This window comes from Pseudidiomarina aestuarii (assembly GCF_048263735.1).
Lineage (GTDB): Bacteria > Pseudomonadota > Gammaproteobacteria > Enterobacterales > Alteromonadaceae > Pseudidiomarina > Pseudidiomarina aestuarii_B.
In genome coordinates, this window is record NZ_JBLXDX010000002.1 from 1 (window position 1) to 24885 (window position 24885).

Sequence of the window (24885 nt, forward strand, 5' to 3'; positions counted from 1 at the left end):
TACCTTGGTCGGTCAGAGAGGCATCAGCCTTGATCTCAGCAGCAACGTGAGTGCTTGCCAGCAGAGCAGCAACAGCGGCCAGGGTCATTAACTTTTTCATCATCTAATCCTCATTAATTCCGTTATTGACTCAGGCGCCCATGATGCTGCGAGCAGCAGTCATGCCCATTACCATGCAATCTGGAATGGAGCAGCTACCCAGACGGCTCACACCGTGCATGCCACCGGCCACTTCGCCCGCGGCGTACAGGCCTTCGATGCGCTTACCGGTGAAGGAGTCTTTAACCTCGGCCTTGGTGTTGATCTGAACACCGCCCTGGCAGTAGTGAACCTTGGGCCACAGGCGAACCACGGTGAAGGGCGCTTTCAGGTACTTACCCTTGGCTTTGCCCATGTTCTTACCGAACTGCTCGTCGTTACCGGTCTTCACGTAACCGTTGTACTCTTCAACCTGCTCCTGCAGAGGCTTCAGAGGCACGTCGAAGTGCTTGGCCAGTGCTTCCAGGGAGTCGAACTTCCAGCCTACGCCGTACTTCAGTACCTTCTTGCAGTTGGGGTGCTGCTTGGCGTGCTCGTAGCTGGTGATCATGATCGGAGGCAGAGGCTTGCCTTCAGCATCACGACAAGCCAGTTCGGCGTCGGCACGGGTCTTACGGTCAGCGATTTCGTTCATGAAACGCTTACCGGTCATACGGTTAACCGCGATGGAGTGTGGGAAGTTGAAGATGGAGTAGTTGGACACATAGCCGAAACCACCCTCATCTGGGGACGCCCAGGGACCGGACTGGATGTGCGCCATGTGCACGGGGATGGCACCCAGACGGAACATCTCGAACATACCTTCACCGGTGGCACCCTTGGCGTTGGTACAGCCCACTTCGGCGGTCAGGGTTGGATCCTGAGCCATACGCAGGTCAACGTTCTGAGCGAAGCCACCGGTGGCCATGATCACGCCGCGAGTCGCGCGTACGTTGATCTCTTTCTCTACACCGGCATCTTCATCTTCGAAGTAGTAACCCTGGTTCAGACGTACGCCCACAACCTTGCCAGCGTCATCCAGGATGAAGCCTTTGAACTTGGTGCGAGGCACCATGTTTACGCCCAACTTACGGCACTCACCCAGCAGAGGCTGAGTGATACCGGCGCCACAGCTGACGGTGGTCTGGTAGGTACGAGGTACGGAGTGGCCACCCAGCTGCTGCAGGTAGGGGTGGTATACGGCACCGGCGTCGATGGTCATCTGCAGCGCTTCCATGGCGTGAGACGCCACGTGACGCAGCAGAGCTTCGTCGGCAATACCACGACCGGCTTTCAGGCCGTCATTCACCATGCGATCAACAGAGTCTTCAACACCCTTCTCTTTCTGCATGGGAGTTTGAGGCGCAGCGAACAGACCACCGTTAATGGCGGAGTTACCACCGAAAACAGGCATCTTTTCGAAGATGGTGACTGACTTACAGCCTTGGCGGGCCGCTTCGATGCCTGCGGCCAGACCGGCGAAGCCGGAGCCGATAATGGCGATTTCTACAGTCTCGTCCCACTTCACACCTTTGGCGTTGACAGAGGCCGCCATGGCAGGTGCAGCCATTACTGCGCCAGCTGCACCCAGCCCTTTAATGAAGTTACGGCGTCCTAACATATTAACTTTACTCATTTGGTTCTCACCCTTGTTTTAGTTAATCGAGTGTTAGGTTAGTGTTGGAACCAGTTCCAAGTTGCGAGGATGTCGACCGTTATTGATTACAGAAGGGTTACACAATCAAACTTTAGAGTTAAATCACTATTTGAAATAGTTTTCTTACCTTCAACATGAGCGCAATGCATTGATTTCACCAAGAACATTAAATCACTAGCGCTCTGTTATTTCTTCGATTGGTAATTATTAGATTTACTTGAAGATAATAGTAACTGCAGCCATGTTTGCTCTCATTAAAAGCGAATATCAACGACTGCAGTTATTGCTTGGCATCTGTAAATAAGACGTGGGCTTATTTAGTGTTTGCGTCCTGTCCGTAACGTAGCACCAGGGTAGAAACCTTCCCGGCACTGTCTGTCTGAAGAAGGTATAAGCGGTCAAACTCCCGCTTCTCATCGATAGGCTGGCCCGCATCACCGCCGAGCACAGACACCAGTTGGGGCGTGGTATTGCTGTGCCCCACTACCAGCACCTGGCCGCCACGTTGCTTCAGTTGTTCAGCAAACCCGTTTAACTCTCTGGGGGAATAGAGGGAGACCGACAGGTCCTGTATGCTGGCCGTGGGCTTAGCGGTCGCGAGGGTTCGGCGATAATCCGTAGAGTAAACAGCATCCAGCTGAACGCTGCCAAGCAGCCGTGCCAATGACTGGGCCCGAACCAGACCTTCAGGGGTTAACGCCGGATCTTTCCCCGCTTCCTTTTCACTGTGGCGCACCAGAAACACCGTCAAGGGTGACTCATCAGCGGTAAGTTCATTGGCGGTCGCACTGCTCCCATAGCCAAAAAACAATGGGGCCAGGGTCAACAGCACCCCCAATTGGATTCCCTTCAACATTCTGCTCTTCCCAGGTACAAAAACAAGGCACAGGGTCTCATCGACCAAACCCTAAAGGCAAGCTGAGAGCTTCCCTGCTTTTGAAGCGAAACATCAAAAGCTATATAGAAGCGACTGCACCAACCTTCGGCCGGGGTGGCCTGACCGGATGGATGGCCGTTGCAACTGGGTCCCCGCCCTACAATATTGCCTCAGACAAACCCGGCTATGCTGCCCAGCTCAAGCAGATAACCTCGCTCGGCTCCGCTGTCAGGGGGTAGATCTTTCACCTTTTGCCACCCCAATCGTTTGTACAACGCCGTTGCGGCCTCCATCTTGTCCCACGTCTCCAGGTAGATTGCACTGCACCCGCTTTCTCGGGCCCGCTGAATCACTTCGATCAGCAATTGCTGCCCTGCGCCCCTACCTCTGAACTGACCACAAACATAGAATCCGGTGAGCTTAGCCACACTGGGCTGATACTCCTTGAGTATCGCCGAGCCAACCACCCGCTCCCCAATGCACGCAACGAGCTGGGCAATGGCCCCTTGATACCCCTGGCCGAAGTGCCCAAGCTCATAATCCAGGAGCTCAAAGTCTGGCACCAGGCCATAGCTTTCCATAATGGGACCAGCGATCCCTTGAACAGACTCGGCATCCGCCACCGAACCATTCCGAATCAACAAATCAGTACACATACTGGCTGTGTTCATAAATCACAATAGATGATTAAACGCTTGAAAGCCGCGATAGTCTCAAAGGGACAAAACGATATCAATGACCCCGGGAGACTCATGGTTAGGAACATAATCTCATCCCGGCCAGACAAGCGGCCCCCGAAGGACCAGGGGCTCTGTACAAAAAAAGCCAGCGTCGCGCTGGCTTTTTTATTCTGCACCCTTATCGAATCAAACTGACATAGGTCTGAAGCACAATGAGGTTGGTGAGATCGATAAAAAAGGCCCCGACCACAGGCACCACCATAAAGGCCTGGGGCGACGGTCCGTGATGAGACACCAATGATCCCATGTTCATCACCGCCGTCGGGGTGGCGCCCATGCCAAAGCCGCAATGGCCGCCGGAGATGATGGCGGCGTCATAATTGCTGCCCATTACCCTGAAAGTCACGAAGTAAGCGAACATCGCCAATATCGCCGTCTGGGCACAGAGGATCACCAGCATCGGCAGCGCCAAATCCAGAAGCTCCCACAGCTTGAGGCTCATCAGCGCCATCGCCAGAAACAGCGACAGAGAGATGGTTCCCAGGGCATCGACAGTTTCGTTGTTGATCTTGTAGATGCCGGTGGCCTCACACAGGTTTGTGATCACCACCCCAACGAACAGGGCGTAGACAAAGTCAGGAATGCGCAGCCAATCGATCCCGAAGCCATCCACATAGGCTTTGATGTGGGCCGCACTGGCGACACAGAGCAGCAGAATGAACAACACCTCGATGCTGTTTTTGGAGGTAATCCTGTCCTGCTCATGGTCGCTGTAGGTCACCAGATCCGGATGCTCGAGGTGATGGTTCTCCCCCTCACCGAAAGAGGACTTAAGCGCGTGCTTGCGAATGAGTCTCTGCGCCACCGGTCCACCAATGATGCCGCCCATCACCAGACCAAAGGTGGCCGAGGCCATGGATAACTCCAGAGTCTGCAAGCCGAATTCGTTGGCAAAGGTCTGAGCCCAGGCCGCACCGGTACCGTGCCCGCCTGACAGGGTAATGGAGCCCACCACCAGTCCGAGCAAAGGATCCAGCCCAAGCAGAGAGCTCAGGCCCACACCGACGCCATTCTGAATCAGAATAAACACCGTGGCCAAACCCAGAAACAGGAACACCCTGGAGCCTCCCTGAGCCAGCAGTTTGAAGCTGGCTGCCAGGCCAACCGTGGCAAAGAACATCTTCATCAGGGTGCTCTTGATGGCCAGGCTGAACTGAAAATCCACGCCAAAACGGTGAGCCAAAGCGATGGCGGAGGCCACAACCAGCCCACCGACAATGGGCTCTGGAATGTTGTATCGTCTGAGCACCGCCACCCTACCATTGATGAAATAGCCGAGAAACAACACCACAATGGCGATCATCAGAGATTCCAGTTCGTTGATTACAATCACTGAGTTCATGAGATTATCTTTTTAAGTCGTTTTGAACTGCCAAACAGGAGCACCGCCCCGGGATCTGCACGACCCAGTGCCAGGAGTGTCACCAATTTGGGGATAAAGGAGCGAAAATTCCCTAAGGTGCGATCAGGGCTTGTGTGTAGCCACAACCGCGGAAATGAAGCTGGAGGATAGTTTCAATCATGAGGCTAATTTTACCTGCTGAGTCACCCTGGCACCATCTTGTCAAACACAACAAAATCGCTTAGGCACCACAGTTACAGGCTGTTGTTTATGTTGAATTTATTGGCGGCAAGTTACTTTTCGCGGGCGCATGTCAATTCCTGAGACCACCCCCTGTCAGCGGCCCGTTAACACCCCCTGGTTCGCCATGCCAAACAGCCAATAGAAGGGAAAGGTACTGGGAAAATGGATTAAAGCTTGAATATCAACGCCATTTAGCAATAAACAACTGAGAATCGAGGCCTGTCATCAGTTCTGAGGTAATTCGGAAGTTAATATGCGGTTGCGCCAGGTGACTTTGCATTCCATGCCTTGATCTGATTAGCGGCATTGGAGTGACAGGCAATTGACCGCGCACTCTTTAGTCACTTTCTCTTATTTTCCTACCCAAAATCGGTACGACTTTTTCAAAGCAAGGGTTCTCCGCCCCTGAAACCAGAGTGAAATGTTGGCGCTACTCCGCATTTTTGGACTCGGAGTTGCCATGATGTCTTAACCAGGCGTCCAATTGTGCCGGCGTCCAGTTTGGCCTGGGTGCGGCTCCCGTGAGCATCGCCCACCAGTATCCGTCCCCGGGATGATCGTGCCAGTAATCGAGCACCGCCCCCTTCAGTTGGCGTTCCTGGGCAAACTTCCAGTCGGTCCGGTAACCATTTAGCAGCATCGCCGAGGCGATGGTGGCGAACCTGGCGTCTTTATCGAGGGTCAGCAGCAAAAACTGGTACACGGCACCCTTCTGGTGCTGGAGGGAGCCGAGATCCACGAGAAACAGATTCAGCAGTTGGGCGGGATCACTGGCCTGAATATAGAGCTCGTTAGCCACTACACGTTCGGCCACCCTCGCCCACTCCTTGGATAGGCAGCCCTGCCTGGCACACCACTGTCTCGGCACTTGATGGTCCTGTCGATAGACAACGAGCGCAGACAAGCTGGCCGCGACCACAAAGATCGCCAGACCAGCCTGCATAAATCGCCAGAACCCTAGGGGCATTCTCGTTATCCTCCAGATAGTTAGCCGAAGCTTCTCTAGATAGATAACGACCAAAAAGTGCTGTTCACTTAAACTGAGGAGGAATTTTAAAGAAAGGCAAAGGCTGACCTTTCAACGTCGATTTGGAGCCAAGCCAGGAACAGCCTTTAAACTTTGCCAGAATACGGTCACCGACAACATAAACTCGCCCTCTTGATTATCACAACGAGCCGCTCAGCATTAAGCAGCCCTTTTGGCGGACGTTTCATTAAACGAAAAATGGCTTTCGGACGAAAGACAGCGGGTCATAAACAGCTTACGGCTTTATCCTGGCTATAAAAGTCCGTTCAAATTATCTCCCTAGCGAGTTATAAGCATTTCAACGCTATTTTATTCACTCAACATGATACCGCACCTTATAGGCAAGCGCTCAAAGACCATACATTTCAACGCCTTGTCACATTTTGAGCAATCCAGACCAACAATTAAAACGCCATCAGATAACATGGTTTGATTCAATCAATAACAAGGAAGTCATTCATGTTGGAAGTCGGTTCACTCTTAGTGTCAGCGGTACTTAACATCAGCCCGCCAGAGCCCCTCATCGATGTCGACGTAGTGTTCATGGTCGAGCCCCAGGCCACTGAGGCTCACAGCCAACAGTCCATTCGAAATACCATTGAGCAGTGGGTTTACCATGCTAATCATGTTCACGGCGTCCCCTACCCGAGGGTGAATTTTCAAACCAAAGCGGTATTGATGTCGGGTTACGGTGATCAGGCGGAGGTCATTTATGCCTCCCCAATTTCGGAAATGGACTCAGCGGCCTCATTTATACAACAAGAGATTTTTGAGAATTCAAAATCAGAAGCTCTTCAGGCCATGCAACGTTTCGGGGCTGACCTGGTAACCTACGTCGTCCTTCAGCCTGACTCTAAAGGAAACTCTTCAGGATCATCAGGTAACTCAATCTCCATTCTTTCCCTGGAAGAGAGCACGCCGGACAATTGGGCGCATGAAGCCTTTCGCCTGGTAGGGTTAACGAAATTAGCCGAAGAAGAGTGCATCAATAAAGACAATGTCATGTGTCCGCGCCAGGAGTTACGAACCGCTTTCCCTTTGAAGGTTAATGAACAGCAAGCCGACCTGATTCATCAGATGACTTCCACACTCTCCCCCTCCACAAAACGTTGGTCCAACATCACTCCATCCATGCCAGAGCTGGCTATTGCTCAATTCGAAGTCGTCCATAAAGTGCTCAATGAGGAAATGCAGGGAAGGATTGACTACAGAATCTGGTTGGCTGATGCCCGGGGACAGGAGATCACCCTGGATGAGCGAGTTTCAATCGAAGTGTATGCCGATTCTGACAATGCAGAGCCCGGAGTCCACTTTGATGACGGATTTACCCAACGTATAGATTTTCTTCCGGGGGTGTCCAGCAGAAGTGTCAGTTTGAATATAGACCTATCCGGTACACAATACCTTTGGCTGGAGGTGGGCATACGCTATGGAGAAAAGTTGGGTACAAACCAAGGCCAGAGCTACTACTACGACCACAATCTGACCTTTCTTCCGGTCCCTGAGGAAAAGTCCACCAGCGGAGGTAGCCTCAACCTCCCAGGTCTACTCATCCCACTTGCAGCCCTATTCCGACGCCGCCTATGCAAACCTAGAAAGTGACTAGCTTAAGCCTGCAATCTGCAGCGGCAGAGCAGAGCTTTCTTCACCATCTAACAGGCTAGGCGCCATAGACCAGGGTAATGACATCCAGCGCCATAGCCAGGGTACCGAAGAGCGGGGGTAGCAGTATGCCGGTGACCGCATGGTCAAACAGGCGGATGCACCCCTTCCACAACCTGAGCAACAAACAGATATTGAGTAACCACCCTGCAACAGCAACCGACAACAGCGCTACCTCCACCCTGAGCAAGTTAAAGCAGAGCTCGCTGAGGGGATCCAGTGCCCAGTGGTGCAGCGAAGCGATTACCGCCCCCAACATTGAACAGACGACCGGCAGATAGATGAGGGGAGGCAGCAACCTTGCTTTTAACGTTCCGGAGCTCATGAGTCATCTTTAGTGGGCACGAATTCACCGACCATAGCAAAAAAGCCCAACCTATTGAAGAAGCTAGACTTTAATCTGTTACCCAGGACGCTGAATCTCAATCGATGGCTGCCAGTTCAACTTTGAAGAGACAACAAAAAAGCCCAACCCCTTAACGAGATTGAGCTTTAATGCGCTAACCGATGAGGTTAGAAGATGGTGCCCCGGGCCGGACTTGAACCGGCACGCTGTTACCAGCGAGGGATTTTAAATCCCTTGTGTCTACCAATTTCACCACCCGGGCAATCATGAGGACTGACTGAGTTAAAACATTCAATGGAGGCGGGTCCCGGAGTCGAACCGAGGTCCACGGATTTGCAATCCGCTGCATAGCCACTCTGCCAACCCGCCATTGAATTTGGAGCGGGAAACGAGATTCGAACTCGCGACCCCAACCTTGGCAAGGTTGTGCTCTACCAGCTGAGCTATTCCCGCATCCAGTGCCGAGGCATTCTACTGGCTATTTCCTCAAAATCAACGATTTTTTGCCTTTCTGCGTGCCGTTTGGCTATTTTTAATCCACTTCGCTTAAATCTGCCCATGCAGCACGTAAATATGCCCACATTGACCACAGCGTTAGAACAAACGCCACATACAATAATATCGCCGCAGTCACGATGACAAAGGTATTTGCCTCCCAAATAAGCCCCGTAATCGCAACCATTTGTGCAATGGTCTTGTACTTCCCTAAATTCGATACTTTCACTTGTTCTTGGCGACCAATTTGTGCCATCCATTCACGGAGTGCAGAAACGACCAATTCCCGGCTGATAATCGCTAGAGCTGGGATGCTCACCCACCAGGTCGCGTAATCTTCTACTACCACCACGAGCGATGCCGCAACCATGACTTTATCAGCCACTGGGTCTAAAAATGCACCGAACTTGGTGAATTGATTAAAACGACGTGCAATGTATCCGTCGAAAAAATCAGTGATAGCCGCCAGAGCAAAAACAAACGCAGCCCAAAAGTGAGCATCTTGCCCAGGAATATAATAAATGATCAAAAACACCGGAATCAGCGCGAGCCGAAATAGTGTCAGGAGATTGGGTACATTCCAGGTCATTACTGCGATTATCCTTTATTCGTCACGAAACGCATGATAAATGGTTTCTGCCATTTCTCGGCTGATGCCGGGTACGGCGGCAAGTTGTTCAATACTAGCTTGTTTCACTTCATGTAATCCACCGAGATTTTGCAATATCTTTTGCCGCCGTTTAGCGCCGATCCCCGGTATGTCCTCTAAACGTGAGGTCCGTCGTACCTTAGCACGCCGTTGACGATGTCCCGTAATGGCAAATCGATGTGACTCATCGCGAATGTGCTGAACTAAATGAAGCGCTGGATCATCACCCTTGAGCGGGATAGTTTGATGGCTTCCGGCAATAATCAGCGTTTCTAAGCCCGGTTTACGACTCTCGCCCTTGGCAACACCAATCAATAGCGGAGCTCGACTCCCCCAATCGGCAAAGTACTGCTCCGCCATACTGAGCTGTCCTTTACCACCATCGATAAACAGAATATCAGGTAATACTGCAGTTTCGCTCGTATCATCCTTCACTGGGTCGTAGCGCTTCGCCAAAGCTTGTGCCATGGCTGCATAGTCATCACCCGGGGTGATACCTTTAATATTAAAGCGTCGGTAATCACTTTTTTTGGGCCCTTGTTGATCAAAGACCACACAACTCGCGACGGTTTCTTGGCCCATGGTATGGCTGATATCAAAACATTCCATCCGCTGAATTGAAATGCCTAAATCAAGCACTGCTTCCAGACATTGTGTTCGCATTAATGCCGTCGATGCTTGATTCATTTTACTTTCTAGCGCATTCAATGCATTTTTCTGCGCTAAAACTTGATATTGCTTCCGTTCACCGCGAACTTTGTTGGTGATCCGCACCTTTTGCACTAATGCAGCTTCTAACAGTTCCAGATCTTGCTCAGGATCGAGTAATTGGGTGGCATTGGCTTCTGGGAGAATGATTTCTCGCGGCAAACGGCGTCCCAACGATGTATTCAAATAGAACTGCAACATGAACGACAGCAGGATCTCGCTATCATCGGTATCCGGTGGCACTCGCGGAAAATACGAACGACTACCCTGCACTGCACCTTCGCGAATGAAGAGCAGATGAACTGCAGCAATACCACCACGCCGCACATAGCCAATAATATCTAGCTCTTGCTGATTACCGGTAACCGCATTGCGTTCCTGAATTTTCCGTAACGCAGAAATCTGGTCGCGATAACGCGCAGCCTTCTCAAATTGTAAATCGAGACTCGCTTCCTCCATGCGCACGACCAACTGATCAATGACCTGTTGATTGCGCCCCTGCAAGAAGGCTTTGGCTAATTGAACCTGTTCACTGTACTCGGCGTCGGTGGTATAGCCTTCCACACAGGGCGCTAAACAGCGCTGCAGCTGATATTGCAGACACGGCCGACTGCGAGCACGGTAATAAGAATCTTCACACTGCCGAACTGGGAAGAGCTTCTGCATTAAGCGCAAACTTTCGCGAACCGCCGAACCATTGGGGAATGGTCCAAAGTAGTCCCCTTTTTCGCGTCGGGTTCCCCGGTGAAAAGCAAGTCGAGGATGTTGATGTCCAGACACAAAAATAAAGGGATAAGATTTATCGTCGCGCAGTAAAACGTTGTAACGCGGGCGATATTTCTTGATGAAATTATTCTCAAGGATCAGAGCTTCGGCTTCAGAATTGGTGACGGTGACATCCATCGAATGGATTTGTGCGACAAGCGTTTGTGTTTTGGGGCGATCGACTTTCTCACGAAAGTAACTACCGACACGTTTGCGGAGGTCTTTCGCTTTACCCACATAAATCACTTCGCCTGACTCATCAAACATGCGGTACACGCCAGGTTGATGAGTCAGGTTTTTTAAAAAGTCCTTTGAGTCAAATGGTTTAGTCGTCATTAGTTCCGGCAAAATCGAGCTCGATTAAACCGGATTGTAACGCAAGATGAGTCAGTTCTACATCTCCACGAATCGCCAACTTCTGAAAAATGCGATAACGAAAGGTATTGACTGTTTTTGAACTGATATTGAGCGATTTCGCGATATCGGCCACCCGTAAGCCCCGTCCGATCATTTGTGTGACTTGTAACTCTCGATCACTTAATGATTGTAAGACGCGCACTTGCTGTTGGCGGCGTGGATTTTTTGCGAAATATTCTGCGACTGCTTGAGCCACATACATCTGGCCACGATTCACCGAAGCACAAGCTTCGAGAAAGACATCGTAGTTTGCATTCTCAAGTAAATAGCCATCGACTTGTTTAAGATTGCATTGAAAGTCGAGTACATCTTGAAAATGGCGAGCCCACAGCAACAGCTGCAGACCGTCATGTCGACGTTGGAGACGTTTCCATGTCTCAATCGTACCGTCACCGCCGAAGTGGCTCCCTAAAATAACGGTTGCATAAGGGTACGATTTTGCTTCATCGCGCAACTGCTGTAGCGTGCTTACGCTTGCTACTACTCGATAGTTATTACTTTTAAGAGTGGCGTACATCCCAGCCCGCACAAGATCGCTAGAAATAGCGATGATGAAGTCAGTCATACTGACACTTCCTTGTAGTTGTATAAACTCTGGAACCATTCCAGAGGAGTTCATGTATGACTCACATCTAAACACTTATCAAGTTAAATGTTGCATTTTTATCTCATTTGCTCGCGCGATAGCCAATGCCTGTCGAATGAACGGTAAATACGGACATATAACAACGCTTAGCGCTTCATTCATCCGAAAACCGTGACAGTTTGTCGACTAATTGCAACAAGTTGCCCTGAATGATCCCAGATATGAGCGTGCGTGTGCCCATAACCATCCGCAGCGTGGTCAATATAGGCTTCGTACTGCCACCAATCATGCGTTGAGCACGCGGGTAATGGCGCAGGAAATTCAATAGTCCATGTTAATGAGCTAGCAGGTACCGGTTCTTTCAGGTGCTGCAACAGCGCTGGGGGCCAGGCATCGACTAATCCTAAAAAGCTACCAATCGTGATAGGTTGTTGTTCGTCTCGAAACCGCATCCAACCGCCAAAGCTGCGTGACGTGATACCCGAGAATGGTAAGCCGCCTACACTCACTCGGTAATCAAAGAAATGAGTAAATTCAGGGATCAATGGGTGATTGGGAAATGCAGGCCCCTGCTCTTTCGGGGGAATACTGGCAGTGGGCATATCGGTAATGGTGACTGCCGACTGGCGTGAGCGTCCATAGGTTGCCAGGGCTGAGAGGACGACGTTGTCTTCCTGAATAATTTCCACTGCAATTTGGGTCACGTTTTTCCCTTCACGCAGGATTCGTCGATGCAATTCAGCGGCACCAGGTTGCACTGGCGCTACGAAGGAGATGGTCAACGCACGTAAATCCTGCTCGGCTGCTGCACCATGCTGAGCGTGCTGCCACGCGATACCAGCGGTAAGTCCACCAAACAACGCGCGGCCTTGTCCCCACCCGGCTGGTAGGTCGATCTTTTGTATTGCTGCTGGAGTAATACTATTCAGAATATCCGTAAACTGCATCATCAAATCCTTAAAATTCAAACGTGCGTTTGATTATACAAAGATTCGTTGGAAAAAGAAGTGAGACTGGATGAACATGGTGCTAGAAAGTAAAAAGCCCGCTGGGATTAGCAGCGGGCTTTCGGAATAGTGGCGGAGAGAGAGGGATTCGAACCCCCGGTGGGCGCAAACCCACGCCTGATTTCAAGTCAGGTGCATTAAACCGGACTCTGCCATCTCTCCGCAGTCTTCGAGGCTGTGCCTCAAGACGAAGCGAATGATAAAGAGCCAAAACACGCTTGTAAAGCAAAAATTGAAACCAAATGGTTTGTTTGCTGTCATTTTAATCAGATCGACCGCAAATACACTTGAAAACCTTGCTTGTCACCACCATTTTTGCGGTAGACTAGTGGTATTACAACAACACGGAGATATCCATGAGTAACCAAGCTCACATTTCGACTTCGCAAACAAGTGAGTCGATTCTACAAACCAACAAGGTATTACGTAACACCTACATGTTGTTGGGCTTAACGCTGGCATTTAGTGCGTTCACAGCGTATCTCTCAGCAGCCATGGGACTCCCTCATCCAGGACTAATTATTACATTGGTTGGTTTTTATGGATTGCTGTTTGCCGTTCATAAAACCGCTAATAGCAGCATGGGACTGGTGTTAACTTTTGCGTTAACTGGTTTCATGGGTTACACGTTAGGCCCTATTTTAGGCATGATTAGCGCCATTGGACCTGCAGGACAAGAAATCATCATGATGGCCCTAGGTGGCACTGCGTTGATTTTCTTTTCCTTGTCAGCCTACGTATTGACCACCAAAAAGGATATGTCCTTTTTAGGCGGCATGATGATGGCCGGCTTTGTCGCCATTATCGTCATGTTTATTGCGAACCTGTTCCTGAACATTCCTGCTTTAGGCTTAGCCTTATCTGCAGTCTTCATCTTGTTCTCTGCAGGTGCCATCTTAATGCAAACCAGTGCAATTATTCATGGCGGTGAACGCAATTATGTACTTGCGACGGTGACCTTGTTCGTATCGCTGTACAATATTTTCTTAAGCCTCATTAATATTTTGATGGCATTCGGTGGCGGTGACGACTAAGTCGTGGCGGCTCTCGTTTTAACTCTCAATCAATCCCTTGATGAGAGCGTCCCGATCCAACAAAGCAGCCTGTTAGCGTATCATTACGCGCAGGCTGCTCTGCTTTCAGGTCACCAGATTTTACAAGTGTTTTTCTATCAAGATGCGGTGCCGTTAGCTCAGTCTGAGCCCAATGACCCTTTGATTCGATCGACACAGCAGCTGTGGCAACAGCTTGCTCAACAGTACGATTTTGACTTGGTCTACTGTGCCACTATCGCTGAGCGTGAATTCGAATTTAGTGAAGCGGATATGGCAGCTAGTTTTATCGGAGCCGGAGTGACCGAATTTGCGCAAGCTGCAGCACGCGCGAATCGTGTCTTGCAGTTTTGAGGTAAGGAATGACGACCGCTATCTTGTTGACAGAATATCCCGCTACTAGGCGCACTTGGGCTGGTCAGGATATAGCGTTAGGCTTGGCCTCACTCGATTTAAATCCACAACTACTGCTGACAGGTCCTGCGGTTTTACTGTTAGCCGCAGATCATGATTGTTTTCGTGGCAGTGAGCAACAACGCCAATCGCTGCATAAGCGTTTTCGCATTTTGGAGCTGTTTGATTGTCCGGCGGTATGGATTTCTCGAAGTGATATGGAACACTACCAACTCGATCCAGATGAGCTGATCTTACCCGTTCAAGTGTTCGACGATCATGAGTGGGCGCTGCAATTACAGTCACTACCCTCTATTCTTCGCTATTAATGTCTCCGCTTGGTGAACCAAACCTCATGCAAAAACCAATGACCACGACACTACATCATATTCGCCAGTGGCCTACGCCAGCATGGCGCGAGCGCTATTTGTTGGCACCGAGTTGTGTGTTATTGAGTGAAGCCGCGTTATTACATGCGTATCAAGAACCCGGCGCGCTGCGGGAAATCGCGGTTGCGACCTACGTATTGATGGATGAGCTTAAACAACTACAACCACATTACCCTATCCTCTCTGAGGAACCGCCAGCGGGCTTAATTCAGGTCAATGCTGCACAGTGGGTGGAACTAACGTTGAATTGCCAACCAGTGCTATTGTGGGATGATATGACGGTAGCGGCTGACACTCCTGAGGAAGACTGATGTTCGAATTCAATGGTCAGCAATTTGAAACCGACAAACATGGCTATCTTGCCCATTTCAACGAGTGGTCACCGGAACTAGCTGAGCATATTGCAGAGTTAGAACAAATCACCATGACTCCTGCGCATTGGGAAGTGGTGCACTTTGTCCGCTCTTTTTACCAAGAGTTTGATACCAGTCCAGCAATGCGAGTGCTAGTTAAGGCCATTGGGAAATCACTCGGCGCAGATAAGGCCAACAGTCCCTATCTTTATAAGCTCTTTCCTAAAGGTCCAGCCAAGCAGGCCACACGCATCGCAGGCTTACCGAAGCCTGCGAAATGCATCTGAAAGATGGTGAATAGTGAACAGTGAATGGTGAATGGTGAACAGAGAGTTAGTCGGCTGGGAGGATCGCGGTGCCACCTAGATAAGGCTGCAATGCTGCTGGAACTGTGACTGAACCGTCTTCTTGCTGATTGTTCTCAAGTATTGCCACCAAGGTGCGCCCTACGGCTAAGCCTGAACCGTTCAAGGTATGCATTAATTCGGGCTTGCCACCCTTGCGGCGGAAACGCGCTTGCATACGGCGAGCCTGAAAATCTCCCATGTTTGAACAACTGCTGATTTCGCGATATTTATTCTGCGTGGGCAACCACACTTCTAAGTCATAGGTTTTACAGGCACCAAAGCCCATATCACCAGTACACAGAACGACTTTACGATACGGCAACTCAAGCAGCTGCAGTACTTTCTCAGCATGCCCTACGAGCGTGTCTAACGTCGCCATCGATTCTTCCGGTTTTACTAACCAAACCAACTCAACTTTATCGAACTGATGCTGACGGATCAGGCCGCGGGTGTCACGACCATGTGAACCAGCTTCGCTCCGAAAACAAGGTGTGTGAGCAACGTATTGCAATGGCAGCTGAGCTTCTTCAGCAATCTCATCTCGCCATAAATTCGTGAGCGGCACTTCGGCAGTCGGAATCAATGACAAAGCTACTTCAGATTCTGTAGCGCCTTGGACATGGAATAAATCTTCGCCAAATTTCGGTAATTGACCGGTTCCAAACAGAGTGTCTTGATTCACCAAATACGGGACATAGGTTTCTAAGTAACCATGTTCAGTGGTGTGCAAATTCAACATGAATTGCGTCAAAGCACGATGCAAACGCGCAATAGCACCCTGTAAAACGACAAAGCGTGCACCTGCAAGTTTCGAGCCCTGATCAAAGTTCATACCATGCTGCAGGCCTAAACCGACGTCCACATGGTCTTTCGGTTCAAACGAAAATTCGCGCGGTGTGCCCCAGCGGAGGACTTCGACATTTTCGTCTTCATCTTTGCCGATGGGCACTTCTTCTGCCGGTAGATTCGGAATGCCAGCAATCACTTGATGCATTTCATCTTGAATGATCTTCAACTGCGCTTTCGCTGCTTCTAGCTTTTCACCCAACTGGTCGACTTCGGCCAGCAGAGGCTGAATATCCTCGCCTTTTGCTTTCGCTTGGCCAATGGATTTGGAACGGCTATTTCGCTCAGCTTGCAAGGTTTCCGTTTGCACCTGAATGGCTTTGCGCTGACTTTCTAGTTGCTCAAAATAAGCAACATCCAGGTCAAAGTTACGCGTCGCTTTCAATCGCGCGGCTGTATCAGCAAGGTCATTACGAAATAATTTAGCGTCTAACATGCTAGTTCCAATAGTTAACTAAAAATGGCTTTAACCACAGTCCTACTGCGACTGCAGCAATACAACAAATGAAATTCAGACTAGCGACCGCAACCGCTTTAAACCACGCCGCTTGTTGCAGTAATTGCACAACCTCCAACGAAAAGGTGGAGAATGTAGTAAAGGCACCGAGCAGTCCCACACCTAGCAATAACCACAAGGTTTGCTGACTCGAATGATGTTGTGCGTAAAGGTATACAATCGCCAGTAAAAATGAGCCGACTATGTTAACCACTAAGGTAGCTAAAGGGAATGCTTTCAAAGAAGAATTTGCCAAGGCAAGACTAACCCCGTAGCGGGCCATTGACCCCACTGCACCGCCTATTGCTACATAGACAAAATTAATTATCGTCATCACGTTTCCAGTCACTGGTTTGGTCTTGTTCGCGTAACCAATTCGACTTGGCTCGCAATTGTTTCTCTAAGCCGCGTTCGGACGGTTGGTAGAAGTCAGGACGACCTAACTCAGAAGGAATATAACGCTCACCGGGTACCACTGCATTCGGGAAATCGTGTGCATACCGATAATCAACACCGTGCCCGAGCTCTTTATGTACACTGGTTGGCGCATTGCACAGATGCTTAGGTACCGCTGAGTCAGGATAGTCAGCAGCCGCACGTTTAGCAGCTTTGAACGCTACATAAACAGCATTACTTTTCGGAGCTAAACAACAATAAACCAATGCTTGTGCAATAGCTCGTTCACCCTCGGCTGGACCGACGCGCTCAAACGTATCCCATGCATTTAAAGCGAGTTGCAGTGCGCGTGGATCAGCATTGCCGATATCTTCGGAAGCAATTGCCAGTAACCGGCGCGCAACCACTAAAGCATCACCGCCACCTTCCAACACCCGGGCATACCAATACAAAGCACCGTCTACAGACGAGCCGCGCACAGATTTGTGTAGTGCGCTAAGAATGTCAAAAAACGCATCACCGCGCTTATCATAACTCGCATGCTTTTTGCCGACGGCTTGCTGGACTAAATTGAGCTGAATGGTAACGGTTTCTGCAGCATCTGCCGCTATTTCCAAAAAATTCAATGCTCGCCGCGCATCGCCGGCAGCACTCGCAACTAAAAACTCGAGTGCATCAGCCTCTATCTGTAGCTTGCGCTCACCTAGCCCGCGCTCTGCATCATTCAGAGCAGTCGTGACCAATTCGGTAATCACACTTTCTGTGAGACTTTGCAAACGATAGATTCGAGCGCGTGAGAGTAACGCCCGATTCAATTCAAAGGCTGGATTTTCAGTGGTGGCACCGACAAAAATGATGGTGCCATCTTCAATATACGGTAGAAAGGCATCTTGCTGCCCTTTATTAAAACGGTGCACTTCATCAACAAAGAGAACCGTTCTACGATGATGCTCCGCCCCACGCATTTGGGCAGCTTCGATGGCACTACGAATATCTTTGACGCCACTGGTCACAGCGCTCAAGGTGACAAACTCCGCTTGAGCATTGGCTGCAATCAAACTTGCTAACGTGGTCTTCCCGGTACCCGGAGGTCCCCACAAAATCATGGAGTGCAACACGCCACGCTCGAGTGCGCGGCGCAAGGGCTTTTCTGGACCTAATATGTGATCTTGACCCGTATATTCGGCCAAGGTGCGTGGCCGCATCCGCGCAGCTAAGGGGCGAAAATCAGGCGTAAAATCAAACGTCTGATTGCTCATTCACGCTAACCCTGAGGATTCCGTTGATCATCGACATCCACACCTTCAGGAATGGTAAATTCAAACAGTGTCGGCGCTAAGTCACCATTGACCGTGACATCTGCCAATTCAATGGTGCTAATTTGCCCCTGACCATCGTCGAGAATGATGGTGCGCATCACCGGGCTTTGGGCTTCAAAAACCAATTGTAAGCTTTGTAATGAATTCGCCGTAGCAAGCGGCTGCAAAGCGAAGCTATCACCCTCTTGCTTCACCTCATAATCGTCCCAAGCTGCCGCGGAATCATCCAATAACAGCAGCAAAGGACTTTGCTCCATGGTATCGGTTTGGTCGGTGACAGTGACCTGCTCCACAAATGGGTTGTAATACCAAAGGCTATCGCCATCAGCGACCATCACGGTTTCATCCGGTGCGTCGGTTTGCCAATACAAGAAATGCGGACGTGCCAGCGCTAAACGACCATGCAGCTGTTGAACTAATTCACCATTACCGTCAGTGACCTGCTGGCTAAAGGTAGCGTCCATACTACTGATTTGCTGCAACCGTTCTTGCAGCGCTGCGCGTTCATCGGCAGCGACCATGCTTGAATAGGCAGTCATTACACCGGCAAACGTGGTTACAACAGCGACTTTATATATACTTCTCATGGCATTAATCTCTTGGTGGCTTTGGCGCTAAGACTTCGCGTTGGCCATTATGGCCCGCATTAGTAACGACACCGCTCATTTCCATTTGTTCAACAATCCGTGCTGCGCGATTGTAACCAATTCTGAATTTGCGTTGGACGCTGGAAATGGACACTCGCCGTGTTTCGGTGACAAAAGCAACGGCTTCATCATAAAGCGAATCAGATTCTTCATCGCCCATATCCATTTGCTCACCCGGCAACAACGAATCCTCACCCATATCCCCTTTCAGGATTTCATCCAGATAGTTGGGTTTCCCACGCTTTTTCCAATCGGCAACCACCGCATGCACTTCATGGTCGTCTACAAAGGCGCCATGCACACGTGTTGGAACGCCACTGCCCGGCGGTAAGTACAACATATCACCAGCACCGAGTAACTGGTCTGCGCCGGGTTGATCAAGAATAGTTCGCGAGTCGATCTTCGATTGCACTTGGAAAGCGATACGAGTCGGAATGTTGGCCTTAATCAAACCTGTAATGACGTCTACGGATGGCCGCTGAGTCGCCAAAATTAGGTGAATGCCAGCCGCGCGAGCTTTTTGCGCGATACGAGCGATTAACTCTTCAACTTTTTTGCCAACAATCATCATCATGTCGGCAAATTCATCAATCACAACCACAATACTCGGCAGCTTCTCGAGTTCGGGTGGCAGTGGGTCCATGGAGTCACCGGGCTTCCATACCGGGTCTAATAGGGGTTCGCCCGCCTCACGTGCTTCCACAACTTTAGCGTTGTAACCTTTCAAGTTACGCACGCCTAGAGCGGACATCAACTTGTACCGACGCTCCATTTCACCCACACACCAACGCAGCGCATTTGCAGCATCCTTCATATCGGTAACGACTTCCGTCAGTAAGTGCGGAATACCCTCGTAGACTGAAAGCTCGAGCATCTTGGGGTCGATCATGATCAGGCGCACATCTTCAGGTGAGCTTTTGTACAGCAAACTGAGAATCATGACGTTGACGCCCACGGATTTACCAGAACCTGTAGTACCCGCGACTAGCAGATGCGGCATCTTAGCTAAATCGACAATGACAGGTTGGCCAGCTATACCCTTCCCGAGCACCATGGTGAGTGGTGAAGTACTCTGTTGAAAGGCATCACAACTGACTACTTCACTAAAATAGACCGTTTCTCGACTCTTATTTGGCAATTCAAGGCCGACGTAAGATTTTCCTGGAATAACCTCTACCACGCGCACCGATATAGCCGACAATGACCGTGCGATATCCTTGTCGAGGTTGGAAATTTTGGACACCTTCACTCCCGGCGCCAAATCCAGCTCAAAACGCGTAATGACTGGGCCCGGTTGGACATTGGCAACCTTTACTTCAACACCGAAGTCGAGCAGCACTGCTTCAACGGTACTACCAATTTGATCCAGCTCTTCTTGCGTTAACGGATTGTGCGTTTTATTCGGCCGATCAAGGAGTTCTATAGACGGTAATGGGTCAACGGAAAGTGTTACCGGTGACTCATCATCGTCACTGCTAATGCTTGAAGCATCATCTAATTGTTCATCAACATCGTCAGAACGGTTCGATTCTTTACCTGCAATGGCGGCGGCCGCTCTCGCTTGTCGTGCTTCGCGACTAAAACGGCTGGGTGATGTTGGTTTAGACGAGGTCGTGGAATCCAACGAATCGAGCGCAAATGGCGGCTCATCATCGTCTAACGCACTCATTTCTGGTAACGATAATTCAGGTTCAGCTCGCTCGATACGACCGCGTTTAGCAGTGTTTTTCTGAGGTTTTTGCGACGACTCAGCGGTGTCGGATGTGCCTGAATCAGACCGCAAATAGGATTGAATATAGCGCCCAAACGCTTGCAACTGGCGTGCAACAACAATACCCGTTCGAATCGCAATGGCACCCAGACCATCAATGAGTTTGATCCAAGACAGGCCACTAACCAGAGTCAGCCCGGTCAGTAAAAATGTGAGCAGCAACAAGGTCGTGCCAATAATATTGAAATACGGCAGCAATGACGAACTAATCACATCACCCACTACTCCGCCCGCTGAGAATGAATACACATTCATGAAGTTCATGGATGCCAACGCTGAAGCTCCGATGAAGGTTAACAGCAAACCAATGAGGCGCAGCCCCAGTGCGAGATAGTCGAGTTCTAATAAGCGATGCGGTTGCCGAAAGAGCATGTATCCCAATGCAGCGAAACCAATCGGGACAAAGTAGGAGACGTAACCAAACGCGAACAATAAGGCGTCGGCAAACCAGGCGCCAATGGCACCGGCAGCATTTTCAATGGTGCCTTCGTAACTGGTTTGTGACCAACTGGGATCAGCAGGACTGAAGCTGCCAAGCGCTAACATTAAAAACAGCGCAAAGGCTCCACACAATATCAGACCTACTTCTAGCACCCGTTGCACGCCACTCATGGCAAATCTCCATTGGCTTTATCGTTATAGTTCGTACCTATCATTGCCGCTACCTTGCGCTATTCCATACTCACGGTAATACCCATCAGTGTAGCGCGATTATGCTGGTTTCGCAGTAGCTAAAAGCGTCTTTTCTTAACCTTTAATCAAGACCTTATTCTCATGTTTCACTTCTTCCATAACCACGTAAGTGCGCGACTCGTTAACTCCAGGCATCATGAGAATTGTCTCCCCTAAGAGTTTTCGATAGGACGGCATATCCGGCACTCGCGCTTTGATCAGAAAGTCAAAATCACCAGCAACTAAGTGACACTCGAGAATTTCCGGAGTGGTGCGCACTGCGTCACTGAACTCCGCAAAGGCATCGGCCGAGGTGCGAGTCAGTGTAATTTCAACAAAAACCATGAGATTGGCGCCAAGTTTAGCCGGATTGATACGAGCAAAATATCCCTCAATAACCCCTTCTTTCTCAAGCTTGCGGACACGCTCGCTGCAAGCCGTAGCACTTAACCCAACTTTATCGGCCAGTGTGACGTTGGTCATGCGTCCATCATTCTGCAATAGTCGCAAGATCTTTCGGTCGATTCGGTCAATAGTGATTTTCACGGGTTCTTCTGGATTAAACATGGTTTTCCACGGAAATAGATAATATTTACCTCTTTATACCCTATTTTTGCCCTATAAAAAAGTACGAAACACACTAGGGCTTTACCCTATAATGCGCACCATCTTTTTCGATAAGTTTTTGCAGAACCTAGTGAGGCAATCGACATGTTAATTGGTGTACCAAAAGAAATAAAAAACCACGAATACCGCATCGGTCTAACTCCAGCAGCCGTGCGTGAGTATGTTGAACATGGCCACCACGTCATGATTGAGCAAAACGGCGGCGCCTCAATTGGATTCACCAACGAAGACTACGAAATAGCGGGTGCTGAAATCGTCAACGACCCGAAGGAAATCTTTGCCCGCGCTGAAATGATCATTAAGGTGAAGGAACCACAGCCAGAGGAGTGTAAACAACTCCGCGAAGGCCAAATTCTTTACACCTATCTGCATTTGGCTCCAGATCCAACACAAACTCAATTGCTCGCCGAATCTGGCGTTACCGCGATTGCCTATGAAACAGTTACTGACCGTAACGGTGGCTTGCCACTACTTGCACCAATGAGTGAAGTTGCGGGTCGTATGTCCATTCAGGCTGGTGCCCATAACCTGGAAAAAGCCAACGGCGGTAGCGGTACTTTGCTGGGTGGTGTCCCAGGTGTAGAGCCTGGTAAAGTCTTGATTATTGGTGGCGGTGTCGTGGGCACACAAGCAGCTAAAATGGCGGTCGGATTGGGCGCAGATGTCACAATTCTTGACCGTTCACTTCCACGTTTACGTCAACTCGACGATATCTTTGGTGGTCGCATTAAAACGATTTATTCGACTGTCGATGCTATTGACCGTTTCTCGCGTGAAGCAGACCTCGTTATCGGTGCTGTGTTGATTCCTGGTGCTGCTGCACCTAAGTTATTGACTCGCGAGCACATCAAAAACATGAAGCCAGGCTCTGTGTTGGTCGATGTAGCAATTGACCAAGGTGGTTGTTTCGAGACATCGAAAGCAACGACCCACCAAAATCCAACCTATGTGGTGGATGATGTTATCCATTATTGTGTCGCGAATATGCCAGGTGGCGTTGCTCGTACCTCTACTATCGCTTTGAATAACGCTACGCTGCCGTTTGGCCTAGCGTTAGCGAACAAAGGTCTCAAAGCTATGGCTGCGGACCCACACCTGTTGAATGGTTTAAACATGCACAAAGGTAAGATCACGTACAAAGCCGTACATGATGACCTAGGTGAACAGTTAGGTTTAGACTATCTAGACCCAAATGAAGCAGTAAAAAGCTAATCATTGACTGTAAAGACTGGCTGGCACGAGACCCGCAGATTTAATACTGCGGGTCTCTTGTTTCAGGGGTTGGTAATTCCTACAATCGACCCCACTTGTTTCATAATCTACTGAATTGCGGTATCGAAAGGGAGTAAAGGTATTATGGCTGAGGCCAAACACTGTCGACTATTAATTTTAGGATCGGGCCCAGCGGGATATACGGCTGCCGTCTATGCAGCGCGCGCTAATCTCAACCCAGTACTGGTAACGGGTATGCAACAAGGTGGTCAGCTGACCACCACCACCGAAGTAGAAAACTGGCCAGGCGATCCGGAAGGGCTAACGGGCCCAGACTTAATGGTGCGGATGCAGCAGCACGCTGAAAAATTCAATACTGAAATCATTTTTGATCACATCAATAAAGTTGATTTTACTGCTCGTCCTTTGCAACTAACGGGTGATAGCGGTAGCTACACCGCAGATGCGGTAGTAATTGCGACGGGTGCCTCAGCTAAATATTTAGGTTTAGAATCAGAACAAGCATTCATGGGTAAAGGCGTTTCGGCGTGTGCGACCTGTGATGGCTTTTTCTATCGCAATCAAAAAGTGTGTGTTGTCGGTGGTGGCAACACCGCAGTTGAAGAAGCACTCTACTTAGCCAATATCGCTAGTGAAGTTCATGTCATTCATCGTCGTGACACCTTCCGCGCTGAGAAGATTCTGGTCGATCGTCTGATGGAAAAAGCAAACAACGGTAATGTTGTGCTGCACTTGAACGAAACCCTTGATGAAGTGCTCGGTGATGACATGGGCGTTAGCGGCGTGCGAACTAAGAATACGCAAACTGGCGAACTCAAGGAACTCGACGTGATGGGTTGTTTTATCGCGATTGGTCATCAGCCAAACACGTCGTTGTTTGCCGATCAGCTTGAAATGCATGATGGTTACATCGTGGTTCGCTCTGGCTTAAACGGTAATGCGACCGCAACCAGCGTGCCTGGTGTCTTTGCTGCGGGTGATGTGATGGATCATATCTATCGTCAAGCTATCACCTCTGCGGGAACCGGTTGTATGGCTGCTCTTGATGCCGAACGCTATCTCGATGGGCTGACTAAAGCGTAGCCGCAACTCACCGTGTTACGCTTTCTCGACGAAACGACAGCGTTCCCGCCGGTTCACCATGCTTTGCAAGACCCCAATGGGTTGCTGGCGGTCGGTGGGGACTTATCTGCTGAACGTCTCTTGAGTGCCTACCAAAGTGGTATTTTCCCGTGGTACGGTCAGGATGATCCAATACTCTGGTGGAGTCCTGACCCACGCGCGGTTTTCACGCCAGACTCACTTCATTACAGTCGTTCGATGCGTCGTTTCAGCCGCATCACCAGCTTTCGCGTAACGCTCAATCAAGACTTCGTCGCGGTTATTAGAGGCTGTCGTCAGGCACATCAAGCGAGCGGCGTTTGGATCCACGACGAATTTATTGATGCTTACACCCTGCTCCATCAACAAGGTCAGGCACATTCCGTCGAAGTGTGGGACCACGACGAATTGGTGGGTGGTCTTTATGGGCTTGGTGTCAATTCAGTATTCACTGCGGAAAGCATGTTTCACCAGCGTCCAAACGCCTCGAAGCTGGCTTTACTCACTTTTGCTCATGCTTTTTTTAATACCGGTGGACGTTGTATCGATGCTCAGATAGAGAACCCTCACATCATGAGTTTAGGCGCGATAAACGTTCCGCGAAGTGAATTCATTGAACAATTGAAGGCTTCTGTACCGAATGCATTACGAGATTTCTACCAGCGACGCCAGTTAAAGATTGGCTTTTAGCCACGAAAACCGCT

At 49.9% G+C, this 24885-nt stretch carries 25 protein-coding genes and 4 tRNA genes; 9 read left to right on the top strand and 20 right to left on the bottom strand.

Annotated elements, in window-relative coordinates; translation table 11 throughout:
* Nucleotides 1-130 precede the first annotated feature (130 nt).
* From ACN0S4_RS04680 to ACN0S4_RS04700, 5 genes are all read right to left on the bottom strand, one after another.
* Nucleotides 131-1654: a flavocytochrome c gene (locus tag ACN0S4_RS04680; RefSeq protein WP_417656567.1), complete on the bottom strand. Its 1524-nt coding sequence runs from the start codon at nucleotides 1652-1654 to the stop codon at nucleotides 131-133.
* A gap of 334 nt (nucleotides 1655-1988) precedes the next feature.
* A complete protein-coding gene (locus ACN0S4_RS04685; RefSeq protein WP_417656568.1) occupies nucleotides 1989-2531 on the bottom strand; it encodes a phosphoglycerate mutase family protein in 543 nt (180 codons plus the stop codon).
* 191 nt (nucleotides 2532-2722) lie between these two features.
* Nucleotides 2723-3223 (bottom strand): GNAT family N-acetyltransferase, encoded by a 501-nt coding sequence (locus ACN0S4_RS04690; RefSeq protein ID WP_417656569.1) that lies wholly within the window; start codon nucleotides 3221-3223, stop codon nucleotides 2723-2725.
* Between the two features lie 187 nt (nucleotides 3224-3410).
* Nucleotides 3411-4634 (bottom strand): sodium/glutamate symporter, encoded by a 1224-nt coding sequence (gene gltS, locus ACN0S4_RS04695; protein WP_417656570.1) that lies wholly within the window; start codon nucleotides 4632-4634, stop codon nucleotides 3411-3413.
* A gap of 673 nt (nucleotides 4635-5307) precedes the next feature.
* Nucleotides 5308-5691, bottom strand: a complete 384-nt coding sequence (locus ACN0S4_RS04700) for a hypothetical protein (RefSeq protein ID WP_417656571.1) — start codon at nucleotides 5689-5691, stop codon at nucleotides 5308-5310.
* Nucleotides 5692-6363: 672 nt separating this feature from the next.
* On the opposite strand from ACN0S4_RS04700, the gene ACN0S4_RS04705 reads away from it, so the two are divergent.
* On the top strand, nucleotides 6364-7506 hold the full coding sequence (locus ACN0S4_RS04705; RefSeq protein ID WP_417656572.1) for a hypothetical protein: 1143 nt from the start codon (nucleotides 6364-6366) through the stop codon (nucleotides 7504-7506).
* A 58-nt stretch (nucleotides 7507-7564) separates the two neighbouring features.
* Here the strand turns inward: ACN0S4_RS04705 and ACN0S4_RS04710 are convergent, their stop codons facing one another.
* The 9 genes from ACN0S4_RS04710 to ACN0S4_RS04750 all read right to left on the bottom strand — a co-directional run bounded on the left by ACN0S4_RS04710 (nucleotide 7565) and on the right by ACN0S4_RS04750 (nucleotide 12701).
* The gene (locus ACN0S4_RS04710; protein ID WP_417656573.1) at nucleotides 7565-7891 is read right to left on the bottom strand and encodes a hypothetical protein; all 327 of its coding nucleotides are present in this window, start codon (nucleotides 7889-7891) and stop codon (nucleotides 7565-7567) included.
* Nucleotides 7892-8087: 196 nt separating this feature from the next.
* Nucleotides 8088-8174 (bottom strand) — tRNA-Leu (locus ACN0S4_RS04715).
* A gap of 33 nt (nucleotides 8175-8207) precedes the next feature.
* Nucleotides 8208-8281, bottom strand: a tRNA-Cys gene (locus ACN0S4_RS04720).
* A gap of 8 nt (nucleotides 8282-8289) precedes the next feature.
* A tRNA-Gly gene (locus ACN0S4_RS04725) sits at nucleotides 8290-8365 on the bottom strand.
* 79 nt (nucleotides 8366-8444) lie between these two features.
* Nucleotides 8445-8996 (bottom strand): CDP-diacylglycerol--glycerol-3-phosphate 3-phosphatidyltransferase, encoded by a 552-nt coding sequence (gene pgsA / locus ACN0S4_RS04730; RefSeq protein ID WP_169929784.1) that lies wholly within the window; start codon nucleotides 8994-8996, stop codon nucleotides 8445-8447.
* 15 nt (nucleotides 8997-9011) lie between these two features.
* Nucleotides 9012-10865: an excinuclease ABC subunit UvrC gene (gene uvrC / locus ACN0S4_RS04735; protein WP_417656574.1), complete on the bottom strand. Its 1854-nt coding sequence runs from the start codon at nucleotides 10863-10865 to the stop codon at nucleotides 9012-9014.
* Entirely contained in the window at nucleotides 10855-11511 is a 657-nt protein-coding gene (locus tag ACN0S4_RS04740) for a LuxR C-terminal-related transcriptional regulator (protein WP_169929782.1), read from the bottom strand. Before ACN0S4_RS04740 ends, uvrC begins: the two co-directional genes overlap by 11 nt.
* A gap of 179 nt (nucleotides 11512-11690) precedes the next feature.
* Nucleotides 11691-12482, bottom strand: coding sequence for a thioesterase family protein (locus tag ACN0S4_RS04745; protein ID WP_417656575.1), 792 nt, complete (start codon nucleotides 12480-12482; stop codon nucleotides 11691-11693).
* Between the two features lie 127 nt (nucleotides 12483-12609).
* A tRNA-Ser gene (locus ACN0S4_RS04750) sits at nucleotides 12610-12701 on the bottom strand.
* 194 nt (nucleotides 12702-12895) lie between these two features.
* On the opposite strand from ACN0S4_RS04750, the gene ACN0S4_RS04755 reads away from it, so the two are divergent.
* The 5 genes from ACN0S4_RS04755 to ACN0S4_RS04775 are packed head-to-tail and all read left to right on the top strand — an operon-like array spanning nucleotide 12896 to nucleotide 15013.
* A complete protein-coding gene (locus ACN0S4_RS04755) occupies nucleotides 12896-13573 on the top strand; it encodes a Bax inhibitor-1/YccA family protein (RefSeq protein WP_417656576.1) in 678 nt (225 codons plus the stop codon).
* A gap of 3 nt (nucleotides 13574-13576) precedes the next feature.
* Nucleotides 13577-13945 carry a DsrE family protein gene (locus ACN0S4_RS04760; RefSeq protein ID WP_417656577.1) on the top strand — a complete coding sequence of 123 codons (369 nt, stop codon included), beginning with the start codon at nucleotides 13577-13579 and terminating at the stop codon, nucleotides 13943-13945.
* An 8-nt stretch (nucleotides 13946-13953) separates the two neighbouring features.
* The gene (locus ACN0S4_RS04765) at nucleotides 13954-14313 is read left to right on the top strand and encodes a hypothetical protein (RefSeq protein ID WP_417656578.1); all 360 of its coding nucleotides are present in this window, start codon (nucleotides 13954-13956) and stop codon (nucleotides 14311-14313) included.
* Nucleotides 14314-14339: 26 nt separating this feature from the next.
* On the top strand, nucleotides 14340-14684 hold the full coding sequence (locus ACN0S4_RS04770; RefSeq protein ID WP_417656579.1) for a hypothetical protein: 345 nt from the start codon (nucleotides 14340-14342) through the stop codon (nucleotides 14682-14684).
* Nucleotides 14684-15013 carry a TusE/DsrC/DsvC family sulfur relay protein gene (locus ACN0S4_RS04775; protein ID WP_417656580.1) on the top strand — a complete coding sequence of 110 codons (330 nt, stop codon included), beginning with the start codon at nucleotides 14684-14686 and terminating at the stop codon, nucleotides 15011-15013. The genes ACN0S4_RS04770 and ACN0S4_RS04775 overlap by 1 nt, the downstream gene beginning before the upstream one ends.
* A 46-nt stretch (nucleotides 15014-15059) precedes the next feature.
* On the opposite strand, the gene serS is transcribed toward ACN0S4_RS04775, so the two are convergent.
* The 6 genes from serS to ACN0S4_RS04805 form a co-directional block, all read right to left on the bottom strand.
* On the bottom strand, nucleotides 15060-16355 hold the full coding sequence (gene serS / locus ACN0S4_RS04780) for a serine--tRNA ligase (RefSeq protein WP_417656581.1): 1296 nt from the start codon (nucleotides 16353-16355) through the stop codon (nucleotides 15060-15062).
* 1 nt (nucleotide 16356) lies between these two features.
* Nucleotides 16357-16749 (bottom strand): fluoride efflux transporter CrcB, encoded by a 393-nt coding sequence (crcB, locus tag ACN0S4_RS04785; RefSeq protein ID WP_417656582.1) that lies wholly within the window; start codon nucleotides 16747-16749, stop codon nucleotides 16357-16359.
* Complete coding sequence (locus ACN0S4_RS04790) at nucleotides 16736-18070, bottom strand: replication-associated recombination protein A (protein ID WP_417656583.1); 1335 nt, start codon at nucleotides 18068-18070, stop codon at nucleotides 16736-16738. Before ACN0S4_RS04790 ends, crcB begins: the two co-directional genes overlap by 14 nt.
* Nucleotides 18071-18075: 5 nt before the next feature.
* Nucleotides 18076-18717: an outer membrane lipoprotein chaperone LolA gene (gene lolA / locus ACN0S4_RS04795; RefSeq protein ID WP_417656584.1), complete on the bottom strand. Its 642-nt coding sequence runs from the start codon at nucleotides 18715-18717 to the stop codon at nucleotides 18076-18078.
* 4 nt (nucleotides 18718-18721) lie between these two features.
* Nucleotides 18722-21160 carry a DNA translocase FtsK gene (locus ACN0S4_RS04800; protein ID WP_417656585.1) on the bottom strand — a complete coding sequence of 813 codons (2439 nt, stop codon included), beginning with the start codon at nucleotides 21158-21160 and terminating at the stop codon, nucleotides 18722-18724.
* Between the two features lie 135 nt (nucleotides 21161-21295).
* Nucleotides 21296-21787 (bottom strand): Lrp/AsnC ligand binding domain-containing protein, encoded by a 492-nt coding sequence (locus ACN0S4_RS04805; RefSeq protein ID WP_417656586.1) that lies wholly within the window; start codon nucleotides 21785-21787, stop codon nucleotides 21296-21298.
* A 144-nt stretch (nucleotides 21788-21931) separates the two neighbouring features.
* On the opposite strand from ACN0S4_RS04805, the gene ald reads away from it, so the two are divergent.
* The 3 genes from ald to aat all read left to right on the top strand — a co-directional run bounded on the left by ald (nucleotide 21932) and on the right by aat (nucleotide 24871).
* Nucleotides 21932-23059: an alanine dehydrogenase gene (ald, locus tag ACN0S4_RS04810; RefSeq protein ID WP_417656587.1), complete on the top strand. Its 1128-nt coding sequence runs from the start codon at nucleotides 21932-21934 to the stop codon at nucleotides 23057-23059.
* 144 nt (nucleotides 23060-23203) lie between these two features.
* Nucleotides 23204-24163, top strand: coding sequence for a thioredoxin-disulfide reductase (trxB, locus tag ACN0S4_RS04815; RefSeq protein ID WP_417656588.1), 960 nt, complete (start codon nucleotides 23204-23206; stop codon nucleotides 24161-24163).
* Nucleotides 24164-24175: 12 nt separating this feature from the next.
* Complete coding sequence (gene aat / locus ACN0S4_RS04820; RefSeq protein ID WP_417656589.1) at nucleotides 24176-24871, top strand: leucyl/phenylalanyl-tRNA--protein transferase; 696 nt, start codon at nucleotides 24176-24178, stop codon at nucleotides 24869-24871.
* Nucleotides 24872-24885: the final 14 nt, after the last annotated feature.

Coding starts and splice junctions, on each gene's coding strand:
- lolA (WP_417656584.1), bottom strand. CDS start 18,717: ATGAGAAGTATATATAAAGTCGCTGTTGTAACCACGTTTGCCGGTGTA.
- ald (WP_417656587.1), top strand. CDS start 21,932: ATGTTAATTGGTGTACCAAAAGAAATAAAAAACCACGAATACCGCATC.
- ACN0S4_RS04765 (WP_417656578.1), top strand. CDS start 13,954: ATGACGACCGCTATCTTGTTGACAGAATATCCCGCTACTAGGCGCACT.
- ACN0S4_RS04805 (WP_417656586.1), bottom strand. CDS start 21,787: ATGTTTAATCCAGAAGAACCCGTGAAAATCACTATTGACCGAATCGAC.
- pgsA (WP_169929784.1), bottom strand. CDS start 8,996: ATGACCTGGAATGTACCCAATCTCCTGACACTATTTCGGCTCGCGCTG.
- gltS (WP_417656570.1), bottom strand. CDS start 4,634: ATGAACTCAGTGATTGTAATCAACGAACTGGAATCTCTGATGATCGCC.
- crcB (WP_417656582.1), bottom strand. CDS start 16,749: ATGACGATAATTAATTTTGTCTATGTAGCAATAGGCGGTGCAGTGGGG.
- ACN0S4_RS04680 (WP_417656567.1), bottom strand. CDS start 1,654: ATGAGTAAAGTTAATATGTTAGGACGCCGTAACTTCATTAAAGGGCTG.
- uvrC (WP_417656574.1), bottom strand. CDS start 10,865: ATGACGACTAAACCATTTGACTCAAAGGACTTTTTAAAAAACCTGACT.
- ACN0S4_RS04685 (WP_417656568.1), bottom strand. CDS start 2,531: ATGTTGAAGGGAATCCAATTGGGGGTGCTGTTGACCCTGGCCCCATTG.
- ACN0S4_RS04745 (WP_417656575.1), bottom strand. CDS start 12,482: ATGATGCAGTTTACGGATATTCTGAATAGTATTACTCCAGCAGCAATA.
- ACN0S4_RS04790 (WP_417656583.1), bottom strand. CDS start 18,070: ATGAGCAATCAGACGTTTGATTTTACGCCTGATTTTCGCCCCTTAGCT.
- ACN0S4_RS04740 (WP_169929782.1), bottom strand. CDS start 11,511: ATGACTGACTTCATCATCGCTATTTCTAGCGATCTTGTGCGGGCTGGG.
- serS (WP_417656581.1), bottom strand. CDS start 16,355: ATGTTAGACGCTAAATTATTTCGTAATGACCTTGCTGATACAGCCGCG.
- ACN0S4_RS04775 (WP_417656580.1), top strand. CDS start 14,684: ATGTTCGAATTCAATGGTCAGCAATTTGAAACCGACAAACATGGCTAT.
- ACN0S4_RS04755 (WP_417656576.1), top strand. CDS start 12,896: ATGAGTAACCAAGCTCACATTTCGACTTCGCAAACAAGTGAGTCGATT.
- ACN0S4_RS04705 (WP_417656572.1), top strand. CDS start 6,364: ATGTTGGAAGTCGGTTCACTCTTAGTGTCAGCGGTACTTAACATCAGC.
- ACN0S4_RS04710 (WP_417656573.1), bottom strand. CDS start 7,891: ATGAGCTCCGGAACGTTAAAAGCAAGGTTGCTGCCTCCCCTCATCTAT.
- ACN0S4_RS04800 (WP_417656585.1), bottom strand. CDS start 21,160: ATGAGTGGCGTGCAACGGGTGCTAGAAGTAGGTCTGATATTGTGTGGA.
- ACN0S4_RS04690 (WP_417656569.1), bottom strand. CDS start 3,223: ATGAACACAGCCAGTATGTGTACTGATTTGTTGATTCGGAATGGTTCG.
- trxB (WP_417656588.1), top strand. CDS start 23,204: ATGGCTGAGGCCAAACACTGTCGACTATTAATTTTAGGATCGGGCCCA.
- ACN0S4_RS04770 (WP_417656579.1), top strand. CDS start 14,340: ATGCAAAAACCAATGACCACGACACTACATCATATTCGCCAGTGGCCT.